The sequence below is a fragment of the Arthrobacter sp. TB 26 genome (genome assembly GCF_000427315.1).
Classification (GTDB): Bacteria; Actinomycetota; Actinomycetes; order Actinomycetales; family Micrococcaceae; genus Arthrobacter.
On record NZ_AUPJ01000521.1, the window covers coordinates 1 to 11,054 of the forward strand.

Here is an 11,054-nt window from a genome sequence, read left to right on the forward strand (position 1 = left end):
CTGCCGGCTACGCTGGCCGCCCCCAGTTACGGGAACCATGAGGAGCCAAACGCCTGCGCGGTCCGCAGGCTGTTCCCATGACCCACTTGGCTCCTGCGAATATCGCGATGTATCGTTGGGTATCGTTGTATATCGTTCGCGATTCACAGAGGAGTGCATGATGCGTAATTCACACCCGGCAGGCGGATTCCGCGGTAACAACGTCGACGGCATGTGGCAGGCCGTTGAGGAGTTGCGCTCAAGGTTTGAGAAGCGCTCGGGCACCCGCGCGGGTCGGGGCGAGGTACGGTCGGCGGTGCTGGCACTGCTCGCGGAGCGGCCCATGCATGGCTACCAGATCATCCGTGAAATCGAGGAGCGCAGCGGTGGCAGCTGGAAGCCCAGCGCCGGCTCTGTCTACCCCACGCTGCAGCTGCTGGCCGATGAGGGGTTCATCAGTGCCGAGGAATCCAACGGCCGCAAGATCTACTCGCTGACGGAAGCAGGCCGGGAGGATGTTGCGGGCGCCGACACGTCCGCGCCATGGGAGTCACAGGGTCCGGCGTCAGGCACCGGGTTCGGGGCGCTGCCCAAGGCGGGCGTCGAGCTCGCGCAGGCCGCGTCCCAGGTGGGCCGCACCGGCACGCGGGAACAGGTGCAGGAGGCCGTGTCGGTGCTCGAGGACGCACGTCGCCGGCTGTACTCGATCCTCGCCCGGGACTGACGGGGGTGACATCGGTTCGTCGGGACCGGGCAGATCCGGTACCCGGCGCCGGGGACACCCGTGCCCGTTACCGTCGCATCCTGCGCTTCGCCGCGTGGCATCTCGCGGTGACCTGGTGGTTTGAGTTGTTCCTCCCTCGCGTCGGGCTGGTCAGGATTGCCGAGCGCACCAGGGCGAAGAGGATGCAGCGCTTCGCGCAGCGCTTCCATAATCTCGCGGTGGAACTCGGCGGTCTCATGATCAAAGTCGGCCAGTTCCTGTCCTCCAGGCTCGACGTGCTTCCGCCCGAGATCACCAAGGAACTTGAGGGACTGCAGGACGAAGTGCCCCCGGTTTCGTTCTCCGCGATCCGAACCCTTGCGGAGGAAGAGCTGGGTGCGCCGCTGGATGAGTTGTTCGCCTCGGTCGAAGAGACGCCCATCGCAGCAGCATCCCTCGGGCAGGCGCACCGGGCGAGGCTTCGACCGGGCGATGCCGCCGACACCGGGCTCGACAGAGTGGTGCTGAAGGTACAGCGGCCCGGCATCGACGCCATTGTCGACGTCGACCTGGCGGCGCTGCGCAAGGTGGGCGGCTGGCTCAGCCACGTGCGCCTGGTGTCCGACCGTGCCAACATGCCCGCCCTGGTCGAAGAGTTTGCGCAGACCAGTCTTGAGGAGATCGACTACCTGCATGAGGCGGCGAATTCGGGGCGGTTCGCCGCTGATTTCGCCGACGACGACCGGGTGGGTGTGCCGGACGTCGTATGGGAGCGGAGCACCCGCCGCGTGCTCACCCTCGAAGATGTCACGGCGATCAAGATCACGGACGCGGAGGCGCTTCTCGCAGCCGGCATCGATCCGGCCCAGGTTGCCCCGGTTTTCGCGTCCATCATGTTCGACCAGATGTTCACGAGCGGCTTTTTTCACGCCGATCCGCACCCGGGCAATATCTTCGTCACTCCGGTATCCGATTCATCCACAGGGCGCCCATGGCAACTGACGTTCATCGATTTCGGCATGATGGGCGAGGTTCCGGCGAGTACGCGAAGCGGCCTGCGGAAGCTGCTCATCGCGGCCGCTTCGCGTGACGGTAAGGGGTTGATGACGGCGATCAGCGACGTGGGCGTGTTGGTGCCCTCGGCCGACACGGTCGAGCTTGAACGGGCGATGACTCACCTCTTCGCCCGGTTTGGCGGGATGGGCTTCGCCGAGCTTCGCGAGGTGGACCCGCGGGAGTTCCGTGATTTTGCGGTGGAGTTCGGTGACGTGGTTCGCTCGCTGCCGTTCCAGTTGCCGGAGAACTTCCTGCTCCTCATCCGGGCGATGTCACTGACGTCGGGTGTGTGCAGCTCGCTGGACGCCCGGTTCAATCTCTGGGACTCGGTCGAACCCTACGCGGCGCAATTGCTGCGCGACGAGCGGGGCAACATCGTACAGGACGTGGCCCAGCAGGCGCTCGATGCCGCCGGGCTGGCCCTGGGCCTGCCGAAACGCCTGGATGGGCTTCTCACCCGAATCGAGGACGGTTCGTTGTCGGTGACCAATCCGCGCCTCGAGCGACAGGTTGGCCGGCTTGACCGCACGGCGCAGCGATCGGCATCGGCACTGATATTCGGCGCCCTGCTCATCGCAGGCTCCGTGGTCCGGGCGGACGACATGGTGCTCGGCAGCGTGCTGATGATCGCGTCCGTGGTTCCGCTGCTGCATGGGCTGTGGGCGGGGCGCAGCGGCCTCTGAGCGGGCTGGTGCTGTCTTGGTGACGGTGCCGGCGAGGAGTGACGGGGCTCAGCCCATCAAACTGGCTGAGCCCCTACGCGTTTAGTCCTGGGAGATGGGAAGCGCACCATTCCGGCTCCATTAGACGCTTCGTTCGCTCCCGGCCCGTCGCCGAGCCCTCGTTAGCGCTGCGGCGGATTCAGCGGGAGCGGAACTATGGGCTGGTCATTGGCGGCAAGGTCAATGCCGAGATCCTTGGCGAATACGAGCCGGGTGTCCTTGTAGATTCCGGGGTAATTCTCGTCCAGTTCGAAGACACGCGCACCGCGCAGACGGTTACGATCAGGGCCGGGCAGTCCGTAGGCTCCGAATCCGGTTCCGGGTGCGTAGCCGAGCTGAACACCGTAGTAGTTGCCTACATAAGTGTTGACGTGATCGTGTCCCACGAAGTAACCGGCCACATCCCCTCGTTCCAGGAAGGCATTGAAGAGTCCGGAGTTGAAGGGTCCGGGGCACTCGTCCTCGTTCCGTTCGCCTACTATGCTGTGTCTCTTGACCGCCCGCGCGTGATCCGCCTCTGTTCGCGAGTCGAGGCTGCCGAACCACATATTGCGGTGCTCGTGAAGCGCGATATGGCCCCACATGAGGGAAGGGATCTTCTTTCCGTACTTTTGTTCTGCTGCGATTGACTGATTCCGGTACCAGGTGACCTGGTCCATGCGCACCCAGTCCCAGTCCGGGTAGCCCTCGAAGTCCTGCCCGTCGATGCTGTCGGGGGCATATCGGCCGGTGTCGATGAGCCAAAGACCAAAGGCCGGAGCTTTTGACCTGGAGGATTGAACGAGAAGTTGCGAGTTGGAGGTACCGGTGAGTCCGGGCGTGGAGTCGGCGTTCATGTTGAACTCGTAGGTCTGCAGGAACTTCAGCATTTTGGCTTCGGTCATTCCGGTTCGCTGCACCGAGTCTTCGTCGTGATTGCCGAAGGTTACGGCCCATGGGATCTGCCGGCGTTCCATGGGCTGGACCACGTGGTTGAGCGCTTGTTTGACCTCCAGCTCTGAGTCGCATCCTCCATTGATGACATCTCCGTTGATGACCACAAAGTCCGGCTTTTCCGTATCAAGGGTCCGGTCCATGAGTTCGATTGTGCGGCGGTCCGTCTGCTCGTCGTCTTGGGTGTCGTTGAACTGAACGATTTTGAATGCGCCGTCTGGGCGAAAGATAAGGGTCGGCTTTGGTGCCTTCGCGCCTGGTGCTGCCACGCTCGCGGCTCCCGTAGACGCCGTGATTCCCAAGGCCCCAAGCGCTCCGGCTGCAGCCAACGCCGCTCGCCTGCTGAGTTTGGGCTGGTGGATACTTGTCGTCATCGCGACCTCTCTTCATCATTGATACGGCCTCAACGCCGGCCGCTGGCCTCTCGAGACGGTACGAGACAAAGGCGTCCAGCCCTGAAACAGGCAGTGAACGCACAGCAATTGGGACCGCAACCCTGGCCGCCCGGCCGCTGGGGGACATCTTGGACGACGGGAATCGGACAAGGCCGTGGCGGCCCGTCACCCTGACGCCCAACAAGGGCGCTGCCTGCAACGTTCCAGTTCACCAAGAAGATGCAGGAGCCTCATGAAAGGATCGTCCGTCGTGGCCCTGACGGCATGGGGCGGCGCCGCAGCCGCGGGAATCGTCCTGCTCTGCCTGGGGCTGGGCCAAACGCTCTACATCGGGACGGCCACCAACGCCTTTGAACGGGACCGGCTGGGTAGCACGCTCATCCTGGCCGGAGCCATTCTGGGCCTGGGCGCCGCCGGCTGGTCGCGGTACCGGGGCGATCCGTTGTGGGTCACCGTTATGGTCGCGGCTCCGGGCGTAGTCATCGGCGGGCTCAATCTTGTAGCCGGCGGAAGCCTCCTGCCGCACTTCGGTGCGCTGTCCGCCGTCCCGCTGGGACTGGCGGGGACCATGGCCGGCGTTACGGTCCGGGTGCACCGCATCCGTTCCTGAGCACGTGCGAGATCGCACCCGGGCCGCATGTTCCTGTGGGTGAGGCCTCCTTGCCGCCATGCAACATGGCCGCAGCCCGATATCCTGTCCAGTGAGACGAGGAGAATCATGACCACCCTGAAAGAACGCCTGCACGCCGACGTCGTCGGCCACATGAAGGACCGCAACAAGGTCGCGCTCACCACGGTGCGCAACGTCCTGGGCGAAATCGAAACCCGCGAGAAGTCCGGCAAAACCCCGATCGTGCTGGATGACGCCCAAGTGACGTCCCTGCTGCAAAAGGAAGCCGCGAAACGCCGCGATACCGCCCGTATCTACACCGAGGCGGGGGAGCCCGAGCGGGCCGCAGCGGAGATCGCTGAAGCCGAAATCATCGAGGCGTACCTGCCGAAGGCACTCACCGCAGCCGAAGTGGAGGCAATCGTCGACGAGGTCATCGGTTCCCTCACAGCCGACGGATCCCAGCTGACCATGCGCCAGCTGGGCGCGGTAATGAAGCCGGTAACCGCCAAGGTCGCCGGACGCTTTGACGGCAAGGCCGTCAGTGAGATTGTGCGCAACCGCATTCCGCAGTGACAGCGTGTCCGGGCCCCGAAAGCGGTGGCCCGGGCCCGATGGCGGATGGCTGCCGGCACCCGCCTGTATCCTGAGAAGGTACGTCGAATGGCACTATCCGCCATTTCAAGCGCGTTTCGTGACCGGACGACCGTCCAAACCCTGGACCAAACCCCAGGGTGTCACGGAGTCCCGCCGCAAACGTCAGTCTCCGATCCTCCCCTCGGACTCTGGGATTGGAACTCTTATCACTACCGCCGTGCCTGGCCGTCCGCTGGCAACCCCGACGCCGGCCCGCAAGCCCCCGCAGGCAGCCGCGCTGGATGACACGGCCGTCGTCGCCTGGACCGAAGCTGGCCACAGCAAGACGGCTCGATGGCGCTCGGCCAACGGAAGACCCGCGCCCGCGCGCATCGAGGTGGTCACCGATTCCCTGACAGCCGATGAGGCGAACCGGATGGCGTCGCAGGGCATCGCGATGCTCTGGCACGGTGACTTCCACAATGCACGGCAGATCCTCAACGCCATGGATCGGCGGGTGGGCGCCGGGAAAAAGAAGGCGGCTGATACGCCGGCCGATGAGTTCTATCGCCATCGCCAGTCCCGCTCGCACCGGGCGCGCATCCTCGGCCTGCTGCTGATTCCGGTTGATCCGGGCCCGGTAGTGCCCCTGCGGCGATCACCGGACATCCAGGCGGCCGCCGAAGCGGCGTACGGGGAAATCAGCGAACCTTCCGTCGTCTCGCTCCATGAGCTTGTCGGGGCAATCGGCGCCCACGAGTGGCGGCGGAACGGCGTCTACGTCGAGGCACTGCAGGACCGCATCCATCCGCACTACGGCACGTTCTTCCCCACCCGGAGTGAATATGTTGACTTGGTGGCCGCCGCACCGCTGCCATCCGACACGCTGGCGTTCGACGTCGGAACCGGCACCGGGGTGCTCGCTGCCGTTCTCGCCCGCCGCGGCGTCCAGCGCGTCGTGGCGACGGACAATGAACCCCGCGCGATTGCCTGCGCCGGCGAGAATTTCCGGAACCTGGGGGTCCAGGACCGGGCGGAAGCGGTCCTGGCCGACATGTTCCCGCCCGGCCGTGCACCGCTCATTGTCTGCAACCCGCCGTGGATTCCGGCCACCCCGCATTCATCCCTGGATAATGCCGTCTACGATCCCGGCAGCCGGATGCTGTTCCGGTTCCTGGACGAACTCGCCGACCATCTGGAGCCCGGCGGTGAGGGGTGGCTCGTCCTCTCCGACCTGGCCGAGCACCTGGGGCTGCGGTCCCGTGCCGAGCTCCTGGACGTCGTCGAGGCGGCCGGGCTGAAGGTGCTGGAACGGTTCGACACCAAGCCGACCCATCCGAAGGCAGCCGACCGCAGCGATCCTCTGTTCCGCGCCCGCTCGGCCGAAGTCACTTCCCTGTGGCGGCTCGCAGTCCGTTAGTGCACACTGCGCCCCGCGCAGTTGCCGTTCCGAACCCTTCCCTGAAAGAGAAACACCCATGAGCCTGATCCGGCTGCACGACGTCAGCGTGCGCTTCGACAACACCCAGATTCTGCGGGAAGCGTTCTTCCGCCTCGAGGCCGGCGACCGGGTGGGCCTGATCGGCAAGAACGGCTCCGGCAAGACGACCATCCTCAAACTGGTCCTCGACCAGGTCACGCCGGATACCGGGACCGTCACCCTCGAACCGGGCACCAAGGTGGGCTACTTCTCCCAGTTCTCGGAACTCAACGGGGACGCCACGATTCTCGAAGTGCTCGATGCGCTGTTTTCCGGCATCAAGGCGGTGGAGGCCGAACTGGCCGCCATCGACGCGTCCATCGCAGCCGGTCCCGCGGACGCCGAACTCGACCGGCTCATCAGCCGCCAGGCCGAGCTCTTCGAGGACATGGAGCGGCTCGACGGCTGGGACTACCCGCGGCGGATTGACACTGTCCTCACCACCCTGGGCTTCGACCAGGCCCACCGCCGCTGCGCGATCGATGAGCTGTCCGGCGGCTGGCGCAACCGCGCGGCCCTGGCCAAGATCCTGCTCGAAGGCCCCGACGTGCTGCTGCTCGACGAGCCCACCAACTTCCTGGACGTCGCCGGCGTCGAATGGCTCGAAAGCTGGTTCCGGGACTTCAAGGGCGCCGCGATCATCGTCTCGCACGACCGGAAATTCCTCGACGCGGTCGTCACCCGGATCATCGAGGTGGAGAACTTCCACCTGCACGAATACCCGGGCAACTTCGGCGAATACGTCGTGCAGAAACAGTTCCGGCTCAAGACCCTTGAACAGCAGTTTGTGCACGAATCCGAGCTCCTGGCCTTTGAGGCCGAAGGCATCGCCGACCGCCGCGAAGCGGCCAAGGCGGCCAGCCGCGGGCTGGGGAACCAGCTGGCCAAGATCAAGAAGTCCCGCACGCCGCGGCCCGTCGACCAGATCGTCACTGAGATCTATGGCGGCCTGCACGTCAAGGACGTCCTCTGCCGGGTGGAGGGGCTGGGGAAGTCCTACGGGGAAAAGCTGCTGTTCGACGATCTGAGCTTCGAGATCCGCCGGGGGAACCGGATCGTGGTCCTGGGCGCCAACGGCAGCGGCAAGTCCACGCTCCTGAAGGTGCTGACGGGCGAAGAGCAGGCCGACTCCGGGGACGTGGCCTGGGCCAAGGGGCCCGGCTTTGTCTCCTACAACCAGATGCTCGAGGACCTCGACGACGCCGACACGGTGTCCCACGCAGTCAACGCGCTGCCTGACAGCCTGGCGTTCAGTGCCACGAAGAAGTCCGTCAACCGGTTCCTGGCGATGTTCCAGTTCTCCGAGGCGGACCTCAAGCAGAAGATCGGGAACCTGTCCGGCGGCCAGAAGGCGCGCGTCGCCATGGCGCAGTGCCTACTCTCCGGCGCCTCCGTGCTGCTGCTGGACGAGCCGACCAACCACCTGGACATGTCCAGCACCCAGGTCATGGAGCGCGCGCTGGTGCACTTCCCCGGAGCCGTCGTGGTGGTCAGTCACGACAGGTTCTTCAGCGAAAAGATCGCCAACCGCCACCTCGTATTCGGCGCTGACGGCGCGGAACCCGGTGAAATCGACGTCCGCGCCGCCTAAGCGCTGACCGGCCCGGGCCGCGGGATAATGGACCTATGACGGAACAGGATCAGGACCGCGACCCGTGGGATGAGTTCGACAGGCTCACACCGGCCGGACCGGACCGGGTGGAGGGCTACCCCGGGGGTGAACCTGTGGGCTTCGGCTTCCGCACGGGAGTCCGCAGCGTGAAGGTGGCCATCGGCTTTGCCGTTTATGCCCTGACCCTGGGCACCGTTCTGGTGGTGGTCGGCGCCGTCGTCTTCATCGGCCAGAGCCAGTGGCTGTTGCTCGGGCTCATGGTCCTGATCGAGGCCGTGTTTATCCTGGCCTTCAGCCGGCTCGTCGCACAGGCGCGGCGGCGCCGCTGACAGTCCGGACTCGGCCAGCTCCGACGCTGTCGGGCCCCGCTATCCCCGGTGCCGGGAGCTTAGTGCCAGATAGGTCCCCAGGGCGCCGACTCCGCCGATCCCGGCGGTGAAGAGCGTCCTGGGCCAGTTCTTCCAGCGGTCCGGCTGGCCGGACACCAGCTCCCCGACGGCATTGATCAGGGCGGCGGTGATGAGCCCGGCGACGATCCGGTTCCCGGTCTTCTCCGCTTTGTCCATGAGCCGGTCCAGTTCATCGGCCCTGAAGTGAATGTCTATGCCGCCGCGCTCCAGGACCTCGACCACCCGGCGCAGGATGTCCGGCGCGTCCGTTCCGAAGCGCAGGGCTTCCCGGCCGAGCTTCTTGAGCCGCTCCGCGAGGGCCTCGGGGGACAATGAGACGAGTATGATCTTCTGCGTGAAGGGGCCCAGCTGGGTGGTCAGCTCGAACCCGGGATCCAGCTGTTTGCCCAGGCCGTCCGCCATCACCAGCATCTTCAGCAGAAGAGCCATTTCCCGGGGCAGCCGCAGCCGGTAGTGGCGCAGCAGCGCCGCGAGTTCCGACAGCACCGCCACGATCGGAATCTCCGCCAGTGGCCGTCCGGCGTAGCGGTCCACGAGCCGGCCCACGTCCGACTGCAGTCCGCCAAAGCCGCCGTTGGCCTGCGCCCCGCACATGCGGACCAAGGCCGTGGTCAGCCGGGCGGCATCCTGTTCCACGATGGCCAGGAGCATCCGGACCAGCTGATCGCGCGTGGCGTCGCTGATGTGGCCAACCATGCCGAAGTCAATGATGCCGAGGCGCCCGTCTTCCTCCACGAAGAAATTCCCGGGATGCGGGTCGGCGTGGAAGAAGCCGTCCTCGAAGACCATCTTCAGCAGGATGCTGCAGGCCTGCCGGGCCAGCTCCCCGGCCTCAATGCCCGCCTCCCGCAGTGCGGCGGCGTCGTTGACCTTGATGCCGCGGATACGCTCCAGCGTGAGGACCCGCGATGTGGTGGTGTCCCAGAAGACCCGGGGGATGTGGACGCGGCCGTCGCCCGCGAAGTTCGCGGCGAAGTGCTCCGCGTTCCGCGCCTCCTGCAGGTAGTCCAGTTCCGCCCGCAGGGTCTGGGAGAACTCGTCCACGAGGGCACCCAGATGGACGCCGGCAGCCTTCGTGGAGGCCCGTTCGGCCCGTTTGGCCAGCTCGGCCATGATCTCCAGATCCTCATTGATCTGGGCCACAACGCCGGGCCGGCGGACCTTGACCACGACGTCGATGAGCCGGCCGCCGCCGGCTGTGCCGCCGGACGCGCCGGAGACGGCGTCCTCCGCGTCCCGTGCGATCCGGCCGCAGTGGACCTGGCCGATGGAACCGGTGGCGAGGGGAGTGTCGTCCAACGACTCGAGCAGCCGGTCCGCCGCGGTGCCGAGCTCCTCGGCGATGACGGCGCGCACCTCGGCGGCAGCGATGGGAGGGGAGGCGTCCTGGAGTTTCGCGAGCTCCGTGGCATACTCCGGCGGAAGCACATCCGTGCGTGTGGACACGATCTGGCCGAACTTGATGTAGACGGCGCCGAGGTCCTCCAGGGCGAGCCGGACGCGCACGGGCAGGCTCGNNNCCGGGGGCGGACGACGGGACGTGCCCGGCGTCCCGTTCGGGGGCAGCAGCCTGTCCAGCCCAAGGTTTCCCAGCGCAAAGCCCAGTCCGTGCCTCGTCAGGGTCTCCACGATGTCCCGGAACCGGTCCCGCCGCGCGCTCATGACGCCAGACTACACGCGGGTCCGCCGGCCGGTCGCGCCGGCTACAGCCAGCCCTTCCTCTTGAAGATGCCGTACATCAGGGCTGCGGTGCCGGCCATCAGCCCGATTGCCATCGGGTAGCCGAATGTCCACTGCAGTTCGGGCATCCGCTCGAAGTTCATGCCGTAGACGCCGGCGACAAAGGACGGGGCGAAGAAGATGGCCGCCCAGGACGAGATTTTCTTGACCTGCTCGTTCTGCTCGGCGCTGGCCTCGTTCTGCCGGTTGGCCGTCAGTGTGCCGTCGAGGGTGAGGGCGTTCTGCAGGAGGTCCCGAAAGGAATCGGCACGGGAGATCAGCCGCTCGACGTGGTCTTCGACGTCGCGGAGGTTGTGCTGGAGCTCGGACGTCACCTCGTACTTTTCGAAGCCGCGCCGGAGCAGTTGCATCATGGCCGGGAGCGGGTGGATGGCGCGCTGGAACTGGATGACTTCCCGGGCCAGCTCGTAGATCCGCCGGGAGACGGTGGAGTCTCCGCTGAACAGCTGGTCCTCGATCTCGTCGATGTCGTTCTCCAGCCCCGCGACGACGGGGACGTAATCGTCCACCACCTGGTCCATGAGGGCGTAGAGCACAGCCTCCGGGCCGTGGCACAGCAGGTCGGGACGCTTCTCCAGCTTCCGCCGCACCTGCGCCACCCCGCCGGTTTCGGCGTGCCGGACAGTGACGACGAAGTTCCTGCCGGTGAACACGTGGAGTTCGCCGAATTCCACGGTTTCTGTTTCGTCCAGATACCGCGCGGGCCGCAGCACGGTGAAGAGGTTGTCGTCATAACGTTCCAGCTTGGGGCGCTGGTGGGCCGAAATCGCGTCTTCCACGGCGAGCCTGTGCAGCCCGAACTCCGCCGCGACCGCGGCCATTTCGGCTTCCGTCGGCC

10 protein-coding genes are annotated in these 11,054 nt (G+C 66.0%); 7 read left to right on the top strand and 3 right to left on the bottom strand.

The features are described 5' to 3' along the window. Nucleotides 1-160: 160 nt before the first annotated feature. Together K789_RS0120570 and K789_RS0120575 are read left to right on the top strand one after the other, a co-directional pair. Nucleotides 161-703 carry a PadR family transcriptional regulator gene (locus tag K789_RS0120570; RefSeq protein ID WP_024368394.1) on the top strand — a complete coding sequence of 181 codons (543 nt, stop codon included), beginning with the start codon at nt 161-163 and terminating at the stop codon, nt 701-703. A 5-nt stretch (nt 704-708) separates the two neighbouring features. Then, nucleotides 709-2,421 carry an ABC1 kinase family protein gene (locus K789_RS0120575; RefSeq protein WP_024368395.1) on the top strand — a complete coding sequence of 571 codons (1,713 nt, stop codon included), beginning with the start codon at nt 709-711 and terminating at the stop codon, nt 2,419-2,421. A gap of 161 nt (nt 2,422-2,582) precedes the next feature. Here K789_RS0120575 and K789_RS0120580 read toward each other — a convergent pair whose 3' ends face one another. Next, nucleotides 2,583-3,767 carry a metallophosphoesterase family protein gene (locus K789_RS0120580; RefSeq protein ID WP_024368396.1) on the bottom strand — a complete coding sequence of 395 codons (1,185 nt, stop codon included), beginning with the start codon at nt 3,765-3,767 and terminating at the stop codon, nt 2,583-2,585. Nucleotides 3,768-4,020: 253 nt separating this feature from the next. Here K789_RS0120580 and K789_RS0120585 point away from each other — a divergent pair, with 253 nt between their 5' ends. The 5 genes from K789_RS0120585 to K789_RS0120605 all read left to right on the top strand — a co-directional run bounded on the left by K789_RS0120585 (nt 4,021) and on the right by K789_RS0120605 (nt 8,395). Continuing rightward, on the top strand, nt 4,021-4,398 hold the full coding sequence (locus K789_RS0120585; protein ID WP_024368397.1) for a hypothetical protein: 378 nt from the start codon (nt 4,021-4,023) through the stop codon (nt 4,396-4,398). Nucleotides 4,399-4,506: 108 nt separating this feature from the next. Further along, entirely contained in the window at nt 4,507-4,974 is a 468-nt protein-coding gene (locus K789_RS0120590; RefSeq protein WP_024368398.1) for a GatB/YqeY domain-containing protein, read from the top strand. Nucleotides 4,975-5,272: 298 nt separating this feature from the next. After that, the gene (locus K789_RS0120595) at nt 5,273-6,394 is read left to right on the top strand and encodes a N5-glutamine methyltransferase family protein (RefSeq protein WP_029705544.1); all 1,122 of its coding nucleotides are present in this window, start codon (nt 5,273-5,275) and stop codon (nt 6,392-6,394) included. Between the two features lie 58 nt (nt 6,395-6,452). Further along, nucleotides 6,453-8,045 (top strand): ABC-F family ATP-binding cassette domain-containing protein, encoded by a 1,593-nt coding sequence (locus tag K789_RS0120600; protein WP_024368400.1) that lies wholly within the window; start codon nt 6,453-6,455, stop codon nt 8,043-8,045. 35 nt (nt 8,046-8,080) lie between these two features. Next, complete coding sequence (locus K789_RS0120605; RefSeq protein WP_029705545.1) at nt 8,081-8,395, top strand: hypothetical protein; 315 nt, start codon at nt 8,081-8,083, stop codon at nt 8,393-8,395. Nucleotides 8,396-8,434: 39 nt separating this feature from the next. Here K789_RS0120605 and K789_RS0120610 read toward each other — a convergent pair whose 3' ends face one another. Next, entirely contained in the window at nt 8,435-10,138 is a 1,704-nt protein-coding gene (locus tag K789_RS0120610) for an ABC1 kinase family protein (protein WP_024368401.1), read from the bottom strand. Between the two features lie 41 nt (nt 10,139-10,179). Next, nucleotides 10,180-11,054, bottom strand: an 875-nt coding sequence (gene corA, locus K789_RS0120615; RefSeq protein WP_024368402.1) for a magnesium/cobalt transporter CorA, incomplete at its 5' end; no start/stop codon positions are given.

Excerpts from the sequence above, each read along its gene's own strand:
- K789_RS0120600 (WP_024368400.1), top strand. The coding sequence starts at position 6,453 with ATGAGCCTGATCCGGCTGCACGACGTCAGCGTGCGCTTCGACAACACC.
- K789_RS0120605 (WP_029705545.1), top strand. The coding sequence starts at position 8,081 with ATGACGGAACAGGATCAGGACCGCGACCCGTGGGATGAGTTCGACAGG.
- K789_RS0120590 (WP_024368398.1), top strand. The coding sequence starts at position 4,507 with ATGACCACCCTGAAAGAACGCCTGCACGCCGACGTCGTCGGCCACATG.
- K789_RS0120580 (WP_024368396.1), bottom strand. The coding sequence starts at position 3,767 with ATGACGACAAGTATCCACCAGCCCAAACTCAGCAGGCGAGCGGCGTTG.
- K789_RS0120570 (WP_024368394.1), top strand. The coding sequence starts at position 161 with ATGCGTAATTCACACCCGGCAGGCGGATTCCGCGGTAACAACGTCGAC.
- K789_RS0120585 (WP_024368397.1), top strand. The coding sequence starts at position 4,021 with ATGAAAGGATCGTCCGTCGTGGCCCTGACGGCATGGGGCGGCGCCGCA.